Below are 20,745 nucleotides of genomic sequence, written 5' to 3'. Positions count from 1 at the left end.
CGGCGGCTGGGGTGGCCTAGGCTTTTTTTGGCGGCCACCCGGCGATTTTTTGCACCTTGGTCGTGCCTTCGGGCTGGGCCGGCAGCGCGCCCCAGTCACCCTGGGGCGAGGGAGCGGCAGCTTGCTGGTCTTGCAGGCGCTGCGGGTTTTGTTGTGGCTGCTGGGGCGCGCTCGCGTTGCTTGGCGCTTGCGCCGCACTGCCTTCGGGGCGGCGGTGCGCCAGCGCGAGTTCAGCCACGGCATCCACGTCGGCCACGGTCACTTCGCTGCGCCCTTCCAAAGCTGTCAATGCGCGTGCGGCACGCAGCATCACCAGGTCGGCGCGCATGCCGTCTACACCGGCGGCAATTGCGCAGGCGGCTGCATGGTGCAGCACGTCGTCAGACCAGCTCAGGCGCGGCAATGCGGTGCGTGCGGCCACCAGCGCGGCGCTCAAGACACGTTGTTCCTCAGCGTGTTGCTCGCCTAGCGCAGCAGGGTTTTCATCAAAGTCCAGCCGCGCACGCAAGATGGCCGTGCGCTGCGCAGCATCGGTCGGGTTGGCCAGCGCCACCGACAGGCCAAAGCGGTCCAACAGTTGCGGGCGCAATGCGCCCTCCTCCGGGTTCATGGTGCCCACCAGCACAAAACGCGCGGCGTGCTGCTGCGAAATGCCGTCGCGTTCCACCGTGTTCACGCCACTGGCCGCCACATCCAGCAGCGCATCCACCAGCGCATCGGGCAGCAAGTTCACTTCGTCCACATAGAGCACACCGCCATGCGCACGCGCCACCAGACTGGGCGCCAGGCGCACCTGGCCATCGCGCAGCACGTCTTCCACATTCAGCGTGCCCACCAGTTGCTCCAGGCTGGCAGCCAGTGGCAGCGTGACAAAGGGCGCGCCGGGCAGCAGCGCCGCCAGCGCACGCGCCGCGGTGGATTTGGCAGTGCCGCGCGGGCCGCTGATCAGCACACCGCCAATGCCGGGGTCGATGGCTGCGAGCTGCAACGCACGCTGCAACTGCGGCTGGCCCACCAGCGCGGTGAACGGAAAAGCCGCGCGCGTGGCGGGCTCCAGGGAAATGTTCAATGCGGGAGTACTCATACCAAAGGTCCTTCTCCGTGTTCTTCCACGCGGCGCTCCAGCGCCAGCAAATGGTCTTCAATGCGTTCACGCTGGTCGCCCGGCGCTTCCCACAGACCGCGCTGCATGGCTTCGAGCAGGCGCTCGCCAATGCTACGCAGCGCGCCGGGGTTGTGTTGTTGCAGGAACGCGCGGTTGATGTCGTCGTGCAGATACGCGTCGGCCACCAGCGCGTACTGGTGGTCGCCCACCACACCCGTGGTGGCGTCAAACGCAAACAAATAATCCACCGTGGCAGCCATCTCAAACGCGCCCTTGTAGCCGTGGCGGCGCACGCCCTCCAGCCACTTGGGGTTGACGGCGCGCGAACGCACCACGCGCGCCACTTCTTCGCCCAGCGTGCGGATGCGCGGTGCACCGGGCACGCTGAAGTCGCCGTGGTACAGCGCAGCCGCTTCGCCGGTCAGGGCTTGCACGGCCACCGCCATACCGCCCTGGAACTGGTAGTAGTCGTCCGAATCGAGCACATCGTGCTCGCGGTTGTCCTGGTTGTGCAGCACCGCGTCCAGCCCGGCGATGCGTTGCTCAAAACTGCCGCGCGCAGCCACACCGTGCTCGCCTTGGCCGTAGGCAAAGGCGCCGGCGCGCAGATAGGCCTGGGCCAGGTCCGCACCATCGTTCCAGCGGCCGCTGGCCATGAGTTCCTGCAGGCCGGCACCATAACCACCGGGGCGCGGGCCAAACACGCGCCAGGTGGCTTCGCGTTCCGCCGCCTCGGCGCTCAGGCCCTTGGCCTGTGCATCGGCCGCCTCGCGCCGCACGCGGGCGCGGATTGGGTTCACCTCATCGGGTTCATCTTCTTCGCTGATCGCAGCCACGGTGCGCACCGCCGTGTCAAACAGGTCGATCACATTGGGGAAGGCATCGCGGAAGAAGCCCGACACGCGCAGCGTCACATCCACGCGTGGCCGGCCTTTCAGGCTCATGGGCAACACCTCGATGTCGACTACCCGGCTGCTGCCGTCGGCCCACTTGGGTCGCACGCCCAGCAGCGCAAAGGCCTGGGCAATGTCCTCGCCCCCCGTGCGCATGGTGCTGGTGCCCCAGACCGACAAGCCCACTTGGCCTGGCATGCAGCCATGGTCCTGCAGATGCCGCTCAATCACGCGCTCGGCGGCCGCGGCACCCATGGCATAGGCGGTTTGTGTGGGCACGGCGCGTGTGTCCACCGAGTAGAAGTTGCGGCCCGTAGGCAACACATCGGGGCGGCCGCGCGATGGCGCACCACTGGGGCCAGCAGGCACAAACTGGCCCGACAGGCCACGCAGGCACTGCAAAATTTCTTGCGGGCCGCAGGCGTCCAGGCGCGGGCGCAGCACGGCGTGCATGCGCTGCAGCACGGGGGCGGTGTGAGGCCAGACCGCGGCATCGAATGCTTGGTCGCCCACCACGTGGTCCATCACCCACCGACGCGCCAACAGCTCCAGCCGTTCGCGTGTATGGCCCGCATGGCGCCAGGCTTCCGCACTCACACTTTGCAGTACAGCTGGGAATGGGCCACTCCACGGTGCCGCCCACTCCGGACTCAGCGCACTAAATCCATCCACACCCTCCAGCTGCAAATCTTTCGCCAGCGCCACCAGCAAGCTACGCTGTCCGGCCGCCGTGCCACCGGGAAAACGCGCCAACGCCACCAGCGTATCGATCTGCTGGCGACCCTGCGGGGAACTGCCCAGAATATGCAGCCCATCGCGGATCTGCGATTCCTTGATTTCGCACAAGTACGCGTCCAACCGTTGCAGCAGCGCCTCACGGCCCGCGTCATCGGCGGGTTTGGCAAACCCTAAGTCGATGTGCAGGTTCTCCGTCAGCACGCGGTCCAGAATGTCACCGCGCAAGCGCTGCGCGCGGCGCGGGTCCAAGGAGAGGGCCTCGTAGTACTCGTCCATCTGCCGCTCCAGCTTTTGCAGCGGGCCGTAGGTCTCGGCACGCGTCAGGGCCGGCATCAGGTGGTCGATGATCACAGCCTGCGTGCGGCGCTTGGCCTGGCTGCCTTCGCCGGGGTCGTTGACGATAAAAGGGTACAGGTGCGGTAACGGGCCCAGGATGGCATCGGGCCAGCAGTTGGCGCCCAGCGCCACGCTTTTGCCGGGCAGCCACTCCAGATTGCCGTGTTTGCCCACATGCACCACGGCGTCCACCGCAAACTGGCGGCGCAGCCAAAAGTAAAAGGCCAGGTAGTTGTGCGTGGGCACCAGGTCGGCATCGTGATAGGTCGCCACCAAATCGAGGTCACGCCCACGCGCGGGCTGGTTGCCGACGAACACGTTGCCATAACGCTGGCCCGACACCATAAAACGGCCACTGCGCACCATGGGGTCCTGCTCCGGCAATCCCCACAGCGCGTTCACCGCATCGCGGTTGGCGGCATCCAGACGGTTGAAGTCTGCCAGGTAGTCGTCCATCGCCAGGCTTTGGCTGGCAGGACGCATATCGTTGGCGTCCAGGTTGTTGGTCACACCGGCCACCAACGCAGCCATCAGCGCATCGCTACTTTCGGGCAAAGCGCCCGTGGCGTAACCCGCATCCTGCATGGCACGCAGCAAGGCCACGGTAGAGGCCGGCGTGTCCAGCCCTACGCCATTGGCCAGGCGGGAGTCGTCATTGGGGTAATTGGCCAAAATCAGCGCTACGCGCTTGTCGGCATTCGGCTTGTTGCGCAGCGTGCACCAGCGGCGCGCCAGTTCGGCCACAAAGGCCATGCGCTCAGGCTCGGGCTGGTAGCGCACGACGTCCACCTCAGTGCGCTCGCAGCGCCAGGCCAGGCCCTTGAAGCTGATAGCGCGCGTGCCGATGCGGCCATCCACCTCGGGCAGCACCACTTGCATGGCCAAGTCGCGCGGCGCCAGGCCATGCGGGTCGGCCAACCACTGCTCTTGCGCACAGCCGGCGGTGATGAGCTGCAGCACCGGGACATCGCCCGCCAGCGGCTCCATCTGCGCACCGTCTACGCTGTCTACGTCGTCGCCATCGAGTGCGGTGATGGCAAAACTTGTGGCGTTGAGCACCACGCCCACACCGTGCTGCGCGGCCAGCGACTGCAGCAGCGCCAAACTGGTGGGATTCTTCAGCGAATCCACCGCCACGGCCACGGTGTTAAGGCCCTGGTCGTGCAGCGCGGCCAGCATGGCGTCAAACACGGCGGTGTTGCCGGCCTGCACATGGGCACGGTAGAACACCAGCAGCGCCACGGGCGCGCCGACCTGCCACGCCGGGGAACCCGGGGATGCGTAGACCATGGCCGGCGGCAGCACTACGGGCGGCGCGGGACGCTCGCCCAGGCCAAAAGCGGAATGGCCGATGAGCTCATAAAAGCCGCGCGCATTGTCGCGGCCACCCTCGCGCAGGCAGCGCCAGAGCTGGCGGCAGTCTTCCTGCGCGGCGGTGCTGCGCAGCAGCAGTTGCATGTCTTCAAAGGCGTCGCCCGAAAACAGCGCCAGCCACTGGCCGCGCGCGCGGGCCAGATCGCGCACGCGCTCCACTACATAGGCCCAGTCGCTGGCCGCGCCCAGATGGTCGATGACCACCACGCGCGCATGCTGCAGCACGTCGTCCACATACATATCGGCTGACGCGGGCTGGCGCAACCACATCAGGTTGGCCAAACGCACGGAAGGAAAGCCCTCGGGCAACTGCTGCGCTGCATCGGCCAGAAGCGACAGCGTGGTGTCGGCCGCGCTGAGCACCACGATGTCACCCCGCGTTTGCTCCACGCGCACCACGCCCTGGCCTCCGTCTTCCACGTGGCCGCCGGGGCGGGTGGAGAGCAAATGCATGTTGAGCTTCTCAGTACGTTAGGCGGCGACGGGTGTCGACGATGCGGACAGTGCCGCGCTCAACTCCGCCTGCAACACCGCTGCATTGAGTTCAGAACCAATCAGTACCAGACGCGATTGGCGCGCTTCATCGGGACGCCAGGGGCGGTCAAAGTAGCTGTCAAACCGTGTGCCCACGCCCTGCACCACCAGGCGCATGGCCACTCCGGGCAAGGCCACAAAACCCTTGGCACGGTAAATCTCATGGCGCCCCACCACATCGCGCAACGCAGCCAGCAATGCATCACGGTTGGTCACGTCCAGCGCCACCTGCACCGAATCAAAGGCATCGTGGTCATGGTCTTCTTCCTCGTCGTGGTGGGTCTTGCGCGCATCGATCTGGTCTTCGACCGCGCGCTGCAGGCCCAGCAGCACGTCAATGTCAATGCGGCCATGTTGGGCATGCACCAGCTTCACGCCGGGCATGGTTTCGGCGCGGATAGCGGCTTCCACGTCCACCAGTTGCGCGGGCGTCACGCCATCGGTCTTGTGCACCACCACCAGGTCGGCCGTGGCCAGTTGGTCTTCAAACAGCTCGTGCAACGGCGAGTCGTGATCCAGGTTGTCGTCGGCACGGCGTTGAGCGTCCACGGCCACGGGGTCGTCGGCAAAGTCACCGGCGGCCACGGCTGGCGCGTCTACCACGGTCACCACGGCGTCCACGGTAAAGGTGTTGCGCAGCGCGGGCCACTGGAAGGCCTGCACCAGCGGCTTGGGCAGCGCCAGGCCCGAGGTTTCGATGATCAGGTGGTCGATCTGGTCGCGGCGTGCGGCCAGCTTTTCCATCACCGGGGCAAACTCTTCCTGCACGGTGCAGCACAGGCAGCCGTTGGCCAGTTCGTACAGCTGGCCGTTTTCTTCACCGTTCTCGTCGCAGCCAATGCCGCAGCCGCGCAGCAGCTCGCCGTCAATGCCGAGCTCGCCAAACTCATTGACGATGACGGCGATGCGACGGCCTTGCGCGTTGGCCAGCAGGTGGCGCAAGAGCGTGGTCTTGCCGCTGCCCAGAAAGCCGGTGACGATGGTGGCGGGGATTTTTCGGGTTTGCATAAGCGTCTTTCGGGTCAAGAAAATGAACGGGTTGATTCACGCGGCGGCAGTGCCTTCAGACACTCCACCAACATTTGTGCGGCCTCGGCCAGGCGCGGGCCGGGGCGTGACAGCAGGTCCATACGTTCGGTGTCCAGCAGGCACAGCTGCTGCTGGCGCACGGCCGGCAATGCACTCCAGCCGGGGCGATCGGTCAAGTTGGCCAGTGTGGCACGCGGGCCGATGATGATGTCTGGCGGGCGGCGCAGCAGCAGCTCGGGGTTGATCTTGGGGAACAGGCCCAGCTCGCTGCTCACCACATTGACCAGGCCCAGCTTGGCCACGGTTTCGCCAATAAAACTTTTCTCGCTGGCTGCGGACGATCCTGCGCCCACCTCCACATACACGGTGCGCCCACGCAAAGCGGTGGGCATGCGGCCGGCAGCCGTGTCCAACTCGCCATCGAGACGGGCGATCAACTCGGTAGCACGGGCGGGCTCGCCCAGCGTGTCGCCCAACTTGACCAGCATGCGTTTCAAATCGGCATGGGTGCGCGCGTCCAGCATGAGCACCGGTACGCCCAGCGCCTGCAGGCGTTCGCCCGCGCGGCTGCGCGGCCCTAGCAATACGAGGTTGGGCCGCAGCGTGACAATGCGCTCGATCTGCGCGTCTTCCAGTCCGCCCACCTTGGGCAGTGCCTGCACCGACGCGGGCCAAGTGGAGTGGCGGTCCGTCCCCACCAGCTGCGCACAACGCCCCAGCGCACACACGGCCTCGGTCAATGAGGGGGCGAGTGTGACGATGCGCAATGGCTGCTGCGCATGGGCCAGACCACCCAGTGCCAGGAGCAGCAGCACAAGGCGCCAGCGGGATACAAGCGAAATCAACAAAACGTCAATCCTCAATGCCACGCTGCGCGGGCACACCGGCTTTGAAGTGGTGCTTGACCAAGGTCATCTCCGTCACCGTATCCGCCAAGTCCACCAGCTCGCCCGGCGCATTGCGGCCCGTCAACACCACGTGCACATGCGGCGGGCGCTCGCGCAGGCAGGTCACGATGGTTTCCAGCGGAATCCAGCCGTAGCGCAGCGGGTACATGATTTCGTCCAGCACCACCATGAAGTGTTCACCCGCACGGATCGTCGCCTCGGCTTTGGCCCAGCCATCCAGCGCCAACTGGGCCGAGTGGTCCAGGTCCTTGCTTTTCCAGCTAAAACCGTCGCCCAGGCCTACGATGGGAATGCCCAGCTGCTCGAACAAGCGGTGTTCGCCAAAACGCGCGGTCGGCACCTTCATGAACTGGTAGACCTTGACAGCTTTGCCGCGGCCATGCGCGCGCAGAGCAATGCCAAACGCGGCCGTGCTTTTGCCCTTGCCATGGCCCGTATTGACCATGATGAGGCCGCGGCGCTCGGCTGTGGGGATGACACGTTCGTAGTCGACCGGTGGAGTTTCGATTTGCATGGGAGCCCTCTTGGGGGGTTGGGACACTTTGGGCAGCGCAATCCACTGCCCCTGTACGGGGTGAACGGCAATACGTCCGTCGAATACGTCTTCCATGGCGCGGTGCGTAGCCAGGTCGGCACACGCGCCCTGGTGGGTCACGCGGCCAGCGGCCATGACCACCATCGTGTCGGCCTGCAGTGCCATGGTGATCTCGTGCAGCACGCTGACCACAGTCTTGCCCTGGGCCACCAGCGCGCGCACCACGTCCAGCCAGTCGGCCTGGTGGGGCGGGTCTAGATTGGCCAGCGGTTCGTCCATCAGCAACACCTGGGCCTGCACCGCCAGCGCACGCGCCAGCAGCACGCGTTGGCGCTCGCCGCCGGACAGTTGGCCCAGCGCGCGTTGGCGCCAATCCCACGCGCGGGTGGCGCGCAGGGCTTGTTCTACGGCGGCGTGGTCGGCGGCACTGGGCGGTGCCAGCCAGGCCTGGTGCGGCAAGCGGCCCAGCATGGCCACGTCCCAAACGGTCAAATCGTCGGCCGAAGTTTCGTTCTGGCCCAGCCAGGCCAGTTGGCGGGCGCGCTCGCGGTGCGGCAGGCTTTGCAGCGGCTGACCCAGCAGGCTGACGCTGCCGCTATGCGGCAACACGCCGGCCAGGCACTTGAGCAAAGTGGATTTGCCAGCACCGTTGGGACCGACGATGCTGGTCCACTTTCCGGCTGCAATGTCCAGGCTGATGCCATGCAGGATGGGTTGTTTTTGCAAGCCCCCTTGCAAACCATTCCCGAGGCTAACCTCGATGGATTGTGCGCAGATAGCTATGTTTTTGGTAGCGCCTGTCATGCTGCACGCCCTCCACCCAGGCTGCTGCTGCGGTGCATCAGCCACAAGAGGTAGCCACCGCCCAGCACTGCAGTGAGCATGCCCACGGGCAACTCCTGCGGTGCAATCAGCCCGCGCGCCAGCGTGTCTGCCGCCATCAGCAGCACGCCACCCATCAGGCTGGAGAGCAGCATCAGGTGCGCGTGCGTGGTCTTCACCACCGAGCGCACCAGGTGCGGTGCGGCCAGGCCGACAAAAGCAATCAAACCGGTTTGCGCCACGGCAGTGCCCGTGGCCAGCGCCAGCACCGCCACCAGCGCGGCACGCATGGGCGCTACGGGCAGGCCCAGGCTGACGGCGGTGGCGTCGCCCAGGCTCAGCCCGTCGAGCACATGCGCCAGCAACCACGCTGCCAACACACACACGGCCCACACGCTGGCCATCAGCACGCACGACGTCCAGCCCACAAAGGCCGTGGAGCCCAGCATGAAGGCCTGCATGGCTTGCAGCGATTCGGGCGAGAACAGCAGCACCAGGTGCGTCATGGCGCCCAGCACCACACCCACCACCACACCGGCCAGCAGCAGGCGCAAGGTGTGACCCACGCCGCGTGAGAGCACCAGCGTCAGCATCACCGCAAACACGGCGCCCAGAAACGCGGCACCGGTCAACCCCACGCGCACCCACAGGCTGCTGGAGAACACGCTGACCGCCACACCACCGCTCATCATGCTGCCACCCAACATGCCCGCACCGCCGCCCAGAGCGGCCAGCGCGAGCGCGACGCCCAGCGAGGCACCGGAAGCACTGCCCAGGAGATACGGGTCAGCCAACGGATTGCGAAACAGGCCTTGTGCTACCGCACCGGCCAGCCCCAGCAAGGCCCCCGCGGCCCAGGCTCCCAGCGTGCGCGGCAGGCGGATCTGCCAGACGATTTGCTGCGCCATGGCGGTCTGCTGCGGGTCTTGCGCGGGGTTGAGTAGCGGCCCAATCAGGTTTTCCAGCCCGGCGCTGCCCACACAGATGCCCAGCGCTGTGAGCGCAAATGCGCCCAGCACACCAGCCCAGACCAGCCAGAAAACGCGCGCGGGCATCATGGTTTGGCTCCCGGGGCTTTGGTGCTCAGGCACTTGGCCATGAGGCGTGCGCCCTCCGCCATGCGCGGGCCGGGCCGCACCAGCATGTCGGCTTCGTCGGGTGGAAAGATGCAGACCCGCTGCTCGCGCAGCGCGCGAATGTTTTGCCAGCCGGGCCGCGCCGTCAGACCATCGGCGCTGCGCTGGCCGATCATGATCAGGTCGGGGTTGGCACGGACTATGTACTCGGGGTTGAGTTTGGGGAAGGGGCCGAGGTTGGCGGGCACGATGTTTTTGACGCCTAGGCGCGTGAGCGTTTCGCCGATGAAGGACGACTCGCCCGCCGCATATGGCCCCTGGTTGACTTCAAAGTACACCCGCGTGCCGCGCACATGGTCTGGCAGCGACTGGGCCGCGGCAGAGACACCGGCGTCAATCGCTCGCCAGATGCGGGCGGCATCTTGGACTTCCAGCAACTGGCCCAGCTTCAACATCACGCGCTGCACATCGGCATGGCGTTTGGGTTCGAGTGCCACCACCTTGATGCCCAGCGCCTGCAAACGCTCGCCCGCGCGCGACGAGGTGGCCATCAGCACCACATCAGGCTTCAGCGACACGATCATCTCGATATTCGGATCCAGCCCGCCGCCCACCTGGGGCAGCTTTTGCACACTGGCCGGGAAGTTGGAATACCGGTCCACACCGACCAGGCGATGGCACTGGCCGAGTTCGCACACGGTCTCGGTCAGCGAGGGCAAGAGGCTCACGATGCGTAGGGGCGCGGCGTGCAACGTGACGGTGACGCCGCGGTCGTCTGTGACCTGCAAGGCGTGGGCGGCTCCGGCAAACAGGCACGCCAACGCGATGGCCAACCCGGCCAGGCGGCGGAGCACCGGGACGTTTTGCTCCGTGTCCCCCGCCCGCTTTGCAGGCTCCTCCTTTACCTGCGCAAAACGCCCCAGCGCTCCGCCGCTTCGCAGCGCACAGAGTCGCAAAAGACTGGCAAGTTGGTACTGCGTCATGCCGCATCCTTCAACGTCAATGGGAGGCCAGCGGCCATCAGCGTCACGCGCTGGCAGGTGGCGGCCACGTCCTGATTCAGGCGACCCAACGCGTCCACAAAGGCGCGCACCTCGCGCCCCATGGGGATCACGCCCAAGCCAATCTCGTTGCCCACCAACACCACAGGGCCGGGGGCTTGGGAAATTGCTATCAAAAGAGGAGCTGTTTGCGCAATATCCACGAGGTCCAGAGGCTGATTTGACTCATATTCCGCAGGCATCAACCGATTGGTCAACCACAACGTCAGGCAGTCCACCACCACCAGCGTGTCGGGCTGGCTGTGCTTTTGAATCGCCTCGGCCAGTGCCAACGGTTCTTCCACGGTTGCCATGCCGGGCACACGCTCGGCACGGTCGACCTGGTGACGAGTGATGCGCTGACGCATCTCGTCGTCCCAGGGCTGGGCGGTGGCAATCAGCACGGCGCGGTGGCCCAACCTTTGGTCCAGCCACTGGCGCGCCAGCAGCTCGGCGCGGCGCGACTTGCCGCTCTTCTGGCCGCCCAGAATCAGTTCGCTTTTGGCAATCGTCATGGCACTCATGGCTGGAATGCTCCGGCTTGGTCTGCGTCCATCCACTGCAGGATGATCTGGTGCATCTTGGCCACGCCATCGGTCAGCGCCGCAGGGCCGGGTTGCAGGATGTCGGGCGACTTGATTTCAAACAATTGCTGGTGGCGCACCGCATTCACCGCGCCCCATCCCTCACGCGCCACCACGTTCTCGGGCCGGAATTTCTTGCCACACCAAGAGCCCAAAATGATGTCTGGGTTGCGGCGTACGATCTCGGCGCCGTCCGCAATGATGCGGTTCTTGCCCAGCGACTCAGCCGCCAGCTCAGGAAAGCAATCGTCGCCCCCGGCAATGCCGATCAGCTCCGACACCCAGCGGATCGCGCTGATGCGGGGCGTGTCCCACTCTTCAAAAAACACTTTGGGCCGGCGCGCACCTGCTGCCACCTTGGCGGCAACGGCCGCCTGCATGGCACGCAAATCGGCCTGCATCTGCGTTATGCGCTGCGCGCCCTGCTCCGCCTCGCCCACCATGGCGGCCAGCTGAAACAGCATAGAGAAAATTTCGGCCACGCTGCGCTGGTTGAAGATGGTGACCTGTACGCCGCGCTTGACCAGCTCCGCCGCAATGTCAGCCTGCAGGTCAGAAAAACCCAGTACGCAGTCGGGCTGCAACTCCATGATCTTGTCGAGCTTGGCGCTCAGGAACGCGCTGACCCGCGGTTTCTCGTCCCGCGCACGTTTGGGCCGCACGGTGTAGCCCGATATGCCGACAATGCGCGCCTCCTGGCCCAGCAGGTACAACCATTCAGTGGTCTCCTCGGTCAGGCAGACGATGCGCTGCGGGCCGGGGCTGAAGTGCAGCAGATCCGTCATGCAGTTACCTCAACCGGCGCAGTGAATAACTCCACCACCGCCTCGGGGCAGGATGGAAACCAAGCATGGAAGTAACTGGCGCGCACGCTGCCCACTTGCCACACTGCCTCGCCAGCATCCGGTGTAGGCGTGGGTGCCGTAGCGGGGCGAGAAGTCCGGGCCACCGGCTCCAAAGGTGTGGCCGTGGTCGAGTAGTGGAAGGTATGGCCACGCAAGGTGCCGCGCTCCAGTGACAGTTGCTGCGGCCCCAAACCGGCCAACAACTTTTGCATGGTCACTTCACCCGGCAACACACCCCACTGCGCGTAGCGCTGGCCGTCCAGGGTCACCAGCGTGTCAAACAAGGCCATCATGCCGCCGCACTCGGCCCACACCGGTTTGCCGGCGGCCACGTGGGCAGCCAGGCTGTTCTTGAAGCCGGTGTTCACAGCAATCGTTTCGGCATGCAACTCGGGGTAGCCGCCGGGAATCCACAGCGCGTCGCAATCGGGCAAAGCCGTATCGACCAGCGGCGAGCAGAACACGAGGTCGGCACCCAGCGCGCGCAGCGTGTCGAGATTGGCCGCGTAGATAAAACAGAAGGCCGCATCACGCGCGACGGCAACCGTCTTGCCAAGCAAGGGAAGGCGGCTGGACGGCAGAGCGTTTTGTGGAGGTAAAGGAGGAGACCGCAAAGCGGGCGGGGGACACGCAGCAGAACGCTCAGCCACCCAGCCGCCTGGCGTAATAGGAAGGGGAACTTCAGCAGCAGCGAAGTCAACGGCCCAGCGCTGCAAATCCTCCAACGTCATCTGCCCCAGCCGCGTAGCAGCCAACGCATCAGCCGCCGCGTCCAGCCGCTCCATGGCGTCCACCACCTCGGTAGCCACCGTCAGGCCCAGGTGACGCTTGGGCAAGGCCATGGTCGCATTGCGCAACACCGCACCCAACCACTGGTCTTCTGCCACGCTGGCCTGCAACATGCCCGCATGGCGCGCATTGGCCACGCGGTTAGCCAGCACACCAGCCCATGGCATATCGGGCCGGTAATGCTGCAGGCCAAAGGCCAACGCGCCAAAGGTGCCCACCATGCCGGAGGCATCCACCACCGCCAACACCGGCAGGCCAAAACGCTGCGCCAAATCGGCCGCACTGGGCTCGCCGTCAAACAGGCCCATCACGCCTTCCACAATGATCAGGTCCGCCTCCAGCGCCGCGGCATGCAGGCGTGCACGGCAATCGGCCTCGCCCGTCATCCACAAGTCCATCTGGTAGACCGGCGCACCGCTGGCCAGCGCGTGCCAGCAGGGGTCCAGAAAATCCGGCCCGCACTTGAACACCCGCACCCGCCGCCCCTGGCGCGTGTGCAGGCGCGCCAATGCCGACGTAACCGTCGTCTTGCCCTGCCCGGAGGCGGGCGCGGCAATCAGGATGGCGGGGCAGGTGGCGGTGGTGTGCATGGTGTTCAGGGTGCCCACTTCAGACCGACATACAGCGTGCGGCCTGCAGTGGCGTAGGTGTCTGCCAATTGGTACGTTGCATCGGTCACATTGTCCACGCGCAGCAGCCCACTCCACTGGGGCGACAACGGGCGCGTGGCCGACAGGTTGAGCAGCGCATAGGCGGGCAGCACGGTCGCGTTGGGAACCTTGTCATAACGCGACGAGGACAACTGTGCGTCTGCCCCGAAGGACCAGGCGCCCCAACGGGTGTGCCCCCCCACAACGGCATGGTGCGTGGCACGGCGGGCCAACAGGTCGCCAGTGACCCCATCGCGGGGGTCCTGCAGATCGAGGGACGCATGCCAATGCACATCGGCCACCACGGACTTGGCGGACAGAGTCACCCCCCGATAACGTGCCTGCGCCGTATTCAGGTAACACCCCCGTGAAGCCAGTGCCACGGGGGGCTTGTTGTTGATGCAGTTGCCCGTGCGCGAGGTGTAGGTGATCAAATTGGTTACCTCGTTGAGGTACACCGTGGCGCCGAATTCTGTGACGCCATGGCGGTAGCGCAATGCCAGCTCCTGGTTGCGACTGGTTTCGGGCAACACATCGGCGGTGCCGTATACGCTGAAGCGCTGGTACAGCGTGGGCGCCCGAAATGCCGTGCTGCCTGCCACCGTGACGCGCCATTGGGGTGTGATGGCATAACCATAGGCCAAGCTGCCGGTGTTTTGCGGGCCAAACTCACTGTCCTGGTCCTGGCGGATATTGGCTTGCACCGAATGCACCTCGCCCGCCATGCCATAACCCAGGGCCAGCGCATTCTGAAAGCGGCTGGTGTCGCGCGGCGTGGTACTGGCGTTATTGAGCTGGTCCTCGCGGCGCTCCAGCGTGGCGGTGAGCAGGTTGGCTCCCTTGCGCCATTCGTTTTGCAGCAGGTAACCCCGCAGATGGGTTGTGGTCGCGTACGGGCTGGGAATCGTTTCGTAACGCTCCAGGGACTCGTTGACACTCACCGTGGTGCGGTAGGCCTCACTCCATTGCCCGGCCCAGTTCAACCCGGTGGCCTGCAGCCGACGCAGGTTGCGGTTGTCCACCACACCGGTGCTGTCGTACTGGGAATTTTGGTCATTGCCCAGAAAACTGGCCTCCAGACGGTGCCCGGCAATCAAGGCAGCGCCCAAGCGCAGGCTGGCGGAGTCGTTCTTGTAGCCGTCGTCGTCGGGGTTTTGGCTGGCCAGCACGCGCGCGTTGAAGCCTTTGCTGCTCTCGGTGCCCAAGCCCAGGGCGTAGTCCCACTGCGCATCACCACCACTGAGCGACAGGTCCAGTTTGGACGTACCGTAGCTGCCCATCCCCATGCTGACCGAGGGTGAGAAGCCTCCATCCCCTTGGCGCGTGAAGATCTGAATTACACCGCCCAACGCGTCAGAACCGTACACGGCAGCAGCCGGTCCGCGCAGCACCTCAACCCGCTCGATCTGGGCCAGCGGAATCGCCTCCCAGGACACGCCGCCGGTGGCCTGCGAATCCATGCGTACGCCGTTCACATACACCGCGGTAAAGCGCGATTCGGCGCCACGCAGGTAGACCGAGGTGGCGGCGCCGGCACCGCCGTTGCGCACCATCTCCACACCGGGCAGGCCGCGCAACACATCAGGCAGGGCCGCGGCACCGCTGCGTTCAATCGCCTCACGGTCCACGATGGACACATCCGCCAATACATCGGTCAGGGGCTGCACTACCCGGGTGGCGGTGACCACCACCTCTTTGAGCACGCGCGGCGCGGCCTCTTGCGCTTGCACAAGCAGGCACAGCGGCCACGCGGCAGCAAGCACGGCAAGGCGCACCCAAGACACACACAATTTCATGGAACAAGAATCCGAACAGAAGCCCTCCCCGGCTTCCCCGCCAGGGCATGGGCGTCACGCAGGCGCGCCAGGCGCACCTACACCGTGTTGGCCGGTATCCGGGCTGGTGGATGCAACCTCCATCGCCTTCCCAAGCGCGTGTTCGAAAACGCTCAGTGGCCGTGATGGAAGCGGAGCTCGCGGGCTCGTCCACTTACCGTTGCGGGGGCAGCGCAGGTTAGGTTCGCTGTTGCACAGCAACACCCTCCTGCTTCCCGTTGAACTGCGGCGTGTGAACCACACCGCGAGCACCAACCCGCGCATTTTACGCTGCCCCAGCTTGCACGCACCCTACAATGCGGCTTCTATGTCGAACCAGACCCCCATCGACCAAATTGCCGAACGCGTGGAGCGCCTGCTGGTGCGCTACGAGGAGCTGCAGCGCACCAATGCCCTGCTCGCTTCGCAGGTGGAGACATTGACCCATGAGCGCGACGCCCTTAAGTCGCGACTCAACGCCGCACGGGCCCGGGTCGATGCGCTGCTGGAACGTTTGCCCGACGCCCTGGCCACGCAAAAAGACGCAACATGAAACAGCTTGAAGTTCAAATCATGGGGCAGAGCTACCTGCTGGGCTGCCCCGAAGGCGGCGACGCTCGACTGCTGGAAGCCGTGGAACGTGTGGACACCGCCATGTGCAAGATCCGCGACGCCGGCAAGGTGCGGGCACGCGACCGCATTGCCGTGCTGGCCGCACTGAACCTGGCCTTTGACCTGTCCGAACGCCCCGCTGCGGTGGCCCCCACCCCCAGCGAAACGGCCCCTGCAGCCGCCAGCGCAGCCAGCAACCCCGCGGGCGACGGCAGCCTGCTGCTGAACTCCCTGCTGGAACGCCTGGACGCCGCACTCGGAGAAGACGGTCGTTTGCTCTGAAGTCGGCCACCAAGGCCTACAATTGCAACTGTCTGCGGTGCTGCCGGGCTTTATATTTCCTGAACCAATGCTCATTGAGCCCGGGCTTGGAACATTGCCTAGCTAGCGTGATCATCTCGCGTTAGATGAACCCAAAGCCAGCGCTGACCTCGCCCACCTAAACTTCGGTTTAGGGTGACGGTCCGGTGGATCACACCGCAGACACCTTATCTCTCGCTCCACGCTTCCCTCGCGCACCCACCATGACCCTGGAACCTTTGTTGATTGCCGAACTGGTCACCCTGGGTTTGGCCACCGGTTTCATGGCGGGGCTGCTGGGCATAGGCGGCGGCATGCTGATCGGCCCATTTCTGACGCTGATCCTCTCGGCCCGCGGCGTCCCGGCGGATCTGGCGGTCAAGATGGCGATTGCCACCTCCATGGCCAGCATCATGTTCACCAGCATTTCCAGCGTGCGCGCCCACCACCAGCGTGGCGCCGTGCGCTGGAACCTGGTCAAGGGCTTGGCGCCCGGCATCGTCATGGGTGGTGCGCTGGCCAGCCTCGGCGTGTTTGCCCTGCTGAAGGGCACCACGCTGGCCCTGCTGTTTGCCGCATTTGTGAGCTACTCCGCCACGCAGATGTTTCTGGACAAGAAGCCCAAGCCCAGCCGGCAGATGCCGGGCGTGGTGGGGCTCACCGCCACGGGCAGCGTGATCGGCTTCCTGTCGGGCCTGGTGGGCGCGGGCGGTGGTTTTGTCAGCGTGCCCTTTATGGTGGCGTTTAACGTGCCCATCCTCAACGCCGTAGCCACCAGCGCGGCGCTGGGATTTCCGATTGCGCTGGCCAACACCACGGGCTATGTGCTGGGCGGCTTGCAGGTGCCGGGGCTGCCAGACTGGTCGCTGGGCTATGTGTGGTTGCCGGGCCTGCTGTTGATTGCCAGCTGCAGTGTGTTCACCGCGCCGCTGGGCGCCCGCACCGCACACCGCCTGCCGATTGCCAAACTCAAGCGCACCTTTGCCATGGTGCTCTACCTGCTGGCCGCCTACATGCTCTACAAGGGCCTGAGCGGCTAAAAGCCCAAGGCCCCTGGCAGCGGTGGTGGCAACAATCGCGCGGCCAGCGCCTCAAACTCGGCCGCCGGCAGCCCGGGCGAACACAAGAATCCCTGAAACGACGCACACTGCAGCTCCCGCAGGTAGTCGCACTGCGCCTGGGTTTCCACCCCCTCGGCCACCACCGACAGCTTCAGCGCCCGTGCCATGGCCACGGTGGCACCCACAATGGCGCGGTCACTCTCGTCCTCAGGCAGGCCCATCACAAAGGTACGGTCGATCTTGAGCTTGGAGATGGGAAATTTCTTCAGGTAGGCCAGGCTGGAGTAGCCGGTGCCAAAGTCGTCAATCGCCAGGCTCACGCCCAGCCCTGCCAGCGCATGCAGGCGGGCCAACGCCTCATTGGCATCCTGCACGAGGATGGACTCGGTGAGCTCCAACTCCAGCAGCGCGGGGGTCAGTTCGGCATCGGCAATACAAGCCGCCACGCGCTCCACAAAATCGGGCTGCTGAAACTGCAGGGCCGACACGTTGACCGACACCACCAGCGGCCGCCCGGCACGCTGCCAGACGGCAGCTTGGCGCACCGCCTCCTGCATCACCCAGCTGCCAATCGTGATGATGAAGCCCGACTCCTCGGCCAGCGGAATGAAGGTGGCGGGTGACACCATGCCCAGCTCGGGGTCAGTCCAGCGCACCAACGCCTCTGCGCCCAGCAGGCGGCCATCGTCCAGGGCGACCTGGGGCTGGTAGTGCAGGCGGTACAGGCCCGACTCCATGGCGCGGCGCATGGCGTGGTCCAGCTTCATGCGCGAGAGCAGGTCCACATTCATCTGCGGCTGGTAGAAGCGGAAGTTGCCCCGGCCGCGCTCTTTGACGCGGTACATGGCCGTGTCGGCACACTTGATCAGATCGTCCAGCGTGCGACCATCGGCCGGGTACATGGCCACACCGATGCTGCAGCTCAAAGAGAAGTTCATGGCATCTACCAGAAACGGCTGATTCAGTGCCTCCAGAATGCGCCGCGCAGCCACCTCGGCGCCCATGGCATCGGCGTCCTGCAAAAACACCACGAACTCGTCGCCGCCCATGCGACTCAGCGTGTCCACATCGCGCATGCAGTGCAGGATGCGGTCCGCCACCTCCATCAGCACGCGGTCGCCAAAGGCGTGGCCCAGCGAGTCATTGATGTTCTTGAAGCGGTCCAGATCAATGAACAGGATGGCAAAGTGGCCACCACCGCGCTCCGCCAGGCGCAGCGCAAACTCCACACGCTGCCCCAGCAACAGGCGGTTGGGCAGGCCGGTGAGTACGTCGCGGTAGGCCAGCTTCTCGATGCGGCGCTGCGCTTCCAGGCGCTCGGTCATGTCCTTGAAAAAACCGACCGTGTGGGTCATCTGGCCCTGCACATCGTGCAAGGCCACCCAAGACACCTCCACGGCCACTGCGCCGTCATCACGCGTGCGCCACACCTCACCGGCCCAAAAACCGTTGGCCAGCAGCGCCAACTCAATGTGGGTGAACAGCTGGGGGCGTGCAGGGTCGTGGAAGAACTGCTTGGCGGAGGTACCCAACAAACGCCCAGGCAAATGGCCCGCCAGGGCGGTGCAGCGGGGGTTGGCCTGTACGACCTCGAACGCGGCGTTGGTGATGAACACCGCCTCAGGGCTGGACTCGAAGACCTTGGCCGCCAGGCGCAACTGGTTCTCGGACAACACCTGGGCCGTAATGTCCCGAAACGAAAAAACGCGTCCGCGCACGCGGTGGCGGCTGCGCTGGGGCACGCTGCGGCGCTCCAGGGTTTTGCCATTGCGCAGCCTCAACACGTCCACGCGCTCCAGGGTTTCGTCGGCTAGCAACAAGCCCTCAGCCGCCAGGTAGGCATCCAGGTCCAGCACCTGGGTCTGCAAATAGCCAGGCAATTGATCCCGGGCTGGGGGTTGCTGTGCGTCCCCGGGCAGTGACCAGAGTTCGGTAAAACGCCGGTTGAAGTTGCGCACCTGCCCCTGCAAATCGGTCACCAAAATGCCGTCGCCGGTGGATTCGAGCGTGGCGCTCAGTTCGGACACACGGTGCTCCAGCGTGTCTTCGGCGGCCTTTTCAGCGCGCAAGTCACGCAGGGCCACCAAGTAGCAAGGTATATCCGGGCTGAGCCAGATCCGGCTGACCTTGCGCTCTACGGCAATCGCATCCCCATCCCCACCACGCAGCAAGGCGTTGGAGTGGATTCCATGGGCCAGCCCCGCGGCCACGTCTTCCCAGAAAAACATGTCCTCAGGGGTGACCGCCAGCGCAATGGCCGGCATGCCCACCAGCGCCTCTGCAGCCATGCCCACCAAGGTGGCTGCTGCGGGGTTGACTGCGGTGATGCGCAGGCTCTTGGGGTCTACGAGCCAGATGGCGTCCAGCGTGCCGTCGAGCAGCCCCGCCAGGCCCTCTTCGGTCATGCCACAGGTTCAGGCGACTCGGGGTCTGGAGCCTGTTCGAAGAAATAGCAGATACGCTGGCGCGGTGCCAGGTAATCGAGCGCCGACGGAGGCAGATTGGCGGGTTTGAGGCTGCGCCGGATACCCAGCTGCGGTGCGTATTCCAAGTCCAGGATCAAGGCCTCGTGCTTGGGCACGCTGGGTTCGTGCACGATCACGCGGGGCTTGAGCGGACGCGCCGAATTAACCGACACCACGATGGCGTAACGGTCGTCGATGAGCTGCACCACCGAACCCGGTGGGTACACCCCCATCATGCGGATGAAGGCGCTCAGGGCGGCAGCATCAAAACGGGTCTTGAGTTGCGCAAAGATCAGCGACAGCGCCTCATGCGGCGTGAGCGCCGTGGCCGGGCGGCTGGGGTTGCACAGGTTGTCGTAGCGATTCACCAGCGCCAAAATGCGGCCGGCCACCGACATGGCATCGCCCTTGATGCGGGCCGGAAAACCACTGCCATCGGCCAGCTCGTGGTGCTGGGCTATGGCTAGTTGCGCACCAGGGCGCAGCTCCATGGCCCGGGCCAGGTTGACGCCCTGGGCCACGTGCTCCTGGTACATGCGGTACTCGGCAGTAGAAAAGTTTTCTTCCACCCAGCGCACGCGGTCGGGCACATTGACTTTGCCAATGTCATGCAAAAAGGCGGCCATTCCCAGGTCCTGCAGCTCGCCCGATTGCAAGCCCATGGCCTTGCCCAGCAGCAGCGAGACAATGGTCACGTTCACCGGGTGCATGGAGGACTTGTCGCCCGCCGCCTCGGAGAGCAGGCGAATGGAGGCCTCCCCATGGTCCAACAACTCAGACACATAGGTGCCCACCATGGCCTGGCATTGCTCGGCCACTACTTTGGGCTGGGTCTGCACCTGGTCCAGTGCCTTACGGTACAGGCGCACCGATTCGCCGAAACGGCGCTCGCACACCACCAGACTGCGGTCCTGTGCTGCCAAGGCGGCTGCGCGTAGGCGGCGCTGTTCTTTCTCACGCAGGGCCGCGAGCTGGCGTTCGTCCAGTGCGGCCGTTTGTGCGCGCGCGCGCGCGGCTTCCTGCTCTGCAGCGGGATCGGGGTCACTCTTGGAGGGAATACAGCGGATGCGGGGCTGACCCAGGCTCTGCAGGGTCTCGATCTGCTTGTGCGAGCTGATCTTGAAGCTTCCCGTGGGGAAGGGATGGGACATCCAGCCCACATCCAATTCAATATAAAGCCCGACGCGCAGCAGCTTTATATCTACCCAAACGGAATCTTCAATAGTCATATTCAG

General features: G+C 65.2%; 16 protein-coding genes, 1 pseudogene and 1 riboswitch. Of the genes and pseudogenes, 3 read left to right on the top strand and 14 right to left on the bottom strand.

Annotated elements, in window-relative coordinates; translation table 11 throughout:
• Positions 1–16 precede the first annotated feature (16 nt).
• From C5F53_RS07845 to C5F53_RS07795, 12 genes and pseudogenes are all read right to left on the bottom strand, one after another.
• Positions 17–1,084 (bottom strand): ATP-binding protein, encoded by a 1,068-nt coding sequence (locus tag C5F53_RS07845; RefSeq protein ID WP_105260796.1) that lies wholly within the window; start codon positions 1,082–1,084, stop codon positions 17–19.
• Positions 1,081–4,899 (bottom strand): cobaltochelatase subunit CobN, encoded by a 3,819-nt coding sequence (gene cobN / locus C5F53_RS07840; protein WP_105260795.1) that lies wholly within the window; start codon positions 4,897–4,899, stop codon positions 1,081–1,083. Before cobN ends, C5F53_RS07845 begins: the two co-directional genes overlap by 4 nt.
• An 18-nt stretch (positions 4,900–4,917) precedes the next feature.
• Positions 4,918–5,988: a cobalamin biosynthesis protein CobW gene (cobW, locus tag C5F53_RS07835; protein WP_105260794.1), complete on the bottom strand. Its 1,071-nt coding sequence runs from the start codon at positions 5,986–5,988 to the stop codon at positions 4,918–4,920.
• A 14-nt stretch (positions 5,989–6,002) separates the two neighbouring features.
• Positions 6,003–6,857, bottom strand: coding sequence for an ABC transporter substrate-binding protein (locus C5F53_RS07830; protein WP_236635291.1), 855 nt, complete (start codon positions 6,855–6,857; stop codon positions 6,003–6,005).
• 4 nt (positions 6,858–6,861) lie between these two features.
• Complete coding sequence (cobO, locus tag C5F53_RS20320) at positions 6,862–7,431, bottom strand: cob(I)yrinic acid a,c-diamide adenosyltransferase (protein ID WP_201740822.1); 570 nt, start codon at positions 7,429–7,431, stop codon at positions 6,862–6,864.
• A gap of 24 nt (positions 7,432–7,455) precedes the next feature.
• A pseudogene (locus C5F53_RS20315) lies at positions 7,456–8,256 on the bottom strand (ABC transporter ATP-binding protein); the annotation flags it as partial.
• Entirely contained in the window at positions 8,253–9,332 is a 1,080-nt protein-coding gene (locus C5F53_RS07820; RefSeq protein WP_105260792.1) for an iron ABC transporter permease, read from the bottom strand. The gene C5F53_RS07820 and the pseudogene C5F53_RS20315, both read right to left, overlap by 4 nt.
• The gene (locus C5F53_RS07815) at positions 9,329–10,333 is read right to left on the bottom strand and encodes an ABC transporter substrate-binding protein (protein ID WP_105260791.1); all 1,005 of its coding nucleotides are present in this window, start codon (positions 10,331–10,333) and stop codon (positions 9,329–9,331) included. The genes C5F53_RS07820 and C5F53_RS07815 overlap by 4 nt, the downstream gene beginning before the upstream one ends.
• Positions 10,330–10,914 (bottom strand): bifunctional adenosylcobinamide kinase/adenosylcobinamide-phosphate guanylyltransferase, encoded by a 585-nt coding sequence (locus C5F53_RS07810; RefSeq protein WP_105260790.1) that lies wholly within the window; start codon positions 10,912–10,914, stop codon positions 10,330–10,332. The genes C5F53_RS07815 and C5F53_RS07810 overlap by 4 nt, the downstream gene beginning before the upstream one ends.
• Positions 10,911–11,759 carry an ABC transporter substrate-binding protein gene (locus tag C5F53_RS07805; RefSeq protein WP_105260789.1) on the bottom strand — a complete coding sequence of 283 codons (849 nt, stop codon included), beginning with the start codon at positions 11,757–11,759 and terminating at the stop codon, positions 10,911–10,913. Before C5F53_RS07805 ends, C5F53_RS07810 begins: the two co-directional genes overlap by 4 nt.
• Positions 11,756–13,198 carry a cobyrinate a,c-diamide synthase gene (locus C5F53_RS07800; protein WP_105260975.1) on the bottom strand — a complete coding sequence of 481 codons (1,443 nt, stop codon included), beginning with the start codon at positions 13,196–13,198 and terminating at the stop codon, positions 11,756–11,758. The genes C5F53_RS07805 and C5F53_RS07800 overlap by 4 nt, the downstream gene beginning before the upstream one ends.
• Positions 13,199–13,203: 5 nt before the next feature.
• A complete protein-coding gene (locus tag C5F53_RS07795; RefSeq protein ID WP_105260788.1) occupies positions 13,204–15,054 on the bottom strand; it encodes a TonB-dependent receptor domain-containing protein in 1,851 nt (616 codons plus the stop codon).
• A 71-nt stretch (positions 15,055–15,125) separates the two neighbouring features.
• A riboswitch (cobalamin riboswitch) is annotated at positions 15,126–15,364 on the bottom strand.
• 36 nt (positions 15,365–15,400) lie between these two features.
• Here C5F53_RS07795 and zapB point away from each other — a divergent pair.
• The 3 genes from zapB to C5F53_RS07780 all read left to right on the top strand — a co-directional run bounded on the left by zapB (position 15,401) and on the right by C5F53_RS07780 (position 17,024).
• On the top strand, positions 15,401–15,625 hold the full coding sequence (gene zapB, locus C5F53_RS07790) for a cell division protein ZapB (RefSeq protein ID WP_105260787.1): 225 nt from the start codon (positions 15,401–15,403) through the stop codon (positions 15,623–15,625).
• On the top strand, positions 15,622–15,966 hold the full coding sequence (locus C5F53_RS07785; protein WP_105260786.1) for a cell division protein ZapA: 345 nt from the start codon (positions 15,622–15,624) through the stop codon (positions 15,964–15,966). Before zapB ends, C5F53_RS07785 begins: the two co-directional genes overlap by 4 nt.
• Before the next feature lie 242 nt (positions 15,967–16,208).
• Complete coding sequence (locus C5F53_RS07780; protein WP_105260785.1) at positions 16,209–17,024, top strand: sulfite exporter TauE/SafE family protein; 816 nt, start codon at positions 16,209–16,211, stop codon at positions 17,022–17,024.
• Here the strand turns inward: C5F53_RS07780 and C5F53_RS07775 are convergent.
• Positions 17,021–19,450, bottom strand: a complete 2,430-nt coding sequence (locus C5F53_RS07775; RefSeq protein WP_105260784.1) for an EAL domain-containing protein — start codon at positions 19,448–19,450, stop codon at positions 17,021–17,023. The two genes, C5F53_RS07780 and C5F53_RS07775, sit on opposite strands and share 4 nt — an antisense overlap.
• Positions 19,447–20,739, bottom strand: coding sequence for an HD-GYP domain-containing protein (locus C5F53_RS07770; RefSeq protein ID WP_105260974.1), 1,293 nt, complete (start codon positions 20,737–20,739; stop codon positions 19,447–19,449). Before C5F53_RS07770 ends, C5F53_RS07775 begins: the two co-directional genes overlap by 4 nt.
• Positions 20,740–20,745: the final 6 nt, after the last annotated feature.

The organism is Rhodoferax sp. TS-BS-61-7 (assembly GCF_002943465.1).
Classification (GTDB): Bacteria; Pseudomonadota; Gammaproteobacteria; order Burkholderiales; family Burkholderiaceae_C; genus Allorhodoferax.
This window is presented reverse-complemented; position numbering and strand designations above follow the sequence as displayed.

Coding starts and splice junctions, on each gene's coding strand:
- C5F53_RS07775 (WP_105260784.1), bottom strand. CDS start 19,450: ATGACCGAAGAGGGCCTGGCGGGGCTGCTCGACGGCACGCTGGACGCC.
- C5F53_RS07805 (WP_105260789.1), bottom strand. CDS start 11,759: ATGACGGATCTGCTGCACTTCAGCCCCGGCCCGCAGCGCATCGTCTGC.
- C5F53_RS07800 (WP_105260975.1), bottom strand. CDS start 13,198: ATGCACACCACCGCCACCTGCCCCGCCATCCTGATTGCCGCGCCCGCC.
- C5F53_RS07820 (WP_105260792.1), bottom strand. CDS start 9,332: ATGATGCCCGCGCGCGTTTTCTGGCTGGTCTGGGCTGGTGTGCTGGGC.
- C5F53_RS07785 (WP_105260786.1), top strand. CDS start 15,622: ATGAAACAGCTTGAAGTTCAAATCATGGGGCAGAGCTACCTGCTGGGC.
- C5F53_RS07815 (WP_105260791.1), bottom strand. CDS start 10,333: ATGACGCAGTACCAACTTGCCAGTCTTTTGCGACTCTGTGCGCTGCGA.
- C5F53_RS07770 (WP_105260974.1), bottom strand. CDS start 20,739: ATGACTATTGAAGATTCCGTTTGGGTAGATATAAAGCTGCTGCGCGTC.
- C5F53_RS07845 (WP_105260796.1), bottom strand. CDS start 1,084: ATGAGTACTCCCGCATTGAACATTTCCCTGGAGCCCGCCACGCGCGCG.
- cobW (WP_105260794.1), bottom strand. CDS start 5,988: ATGCAAACCCGAAAAATCCCCGCCACCATCGTCACCGGCTTTCTGGGC.
- zapB (WP_105260787.1), top strand. CDS start 15,401: ATGTCGAACCAGACCCCCATCGACCAAATTGCCGAACGCGTGGAGCGC.
- C5F53_RS07780 (WP_105260785.1), top strand. CDS start 16,209: ATGACCCTGGAACCTTTGTTGATTGCCGAACTGGTCACCCTGGGTTTG.
- C5F53_RS07810 (WP_105260790.1), bottom strand. CDS start 10,914: ATGAGTGCCATGACGATTGCCAAAAGCGAACTGATTCTGGGCGGCCAG.
- cobO (WP_201740822.1), bottom strand. CDS start 7,431: ATGCAAATCGAAACTCCACCGGTCGACTACGAACGTGTCATCCCCACA.
- cobN (WP_105260795.1), bottom strand. CDS start 4,899: ATGCATTTGCTCTCCACCCGCCCCGGCGGCCACGTGGAAGACGGAGGC.
- C5F53_RS07795 (WP_105260788.1), bottom strand. CDS start 15,054: ATGAAATTGTGTGTGTCTTGGGTGCGCCTTGCCGTGCTTGCTGCCGCG.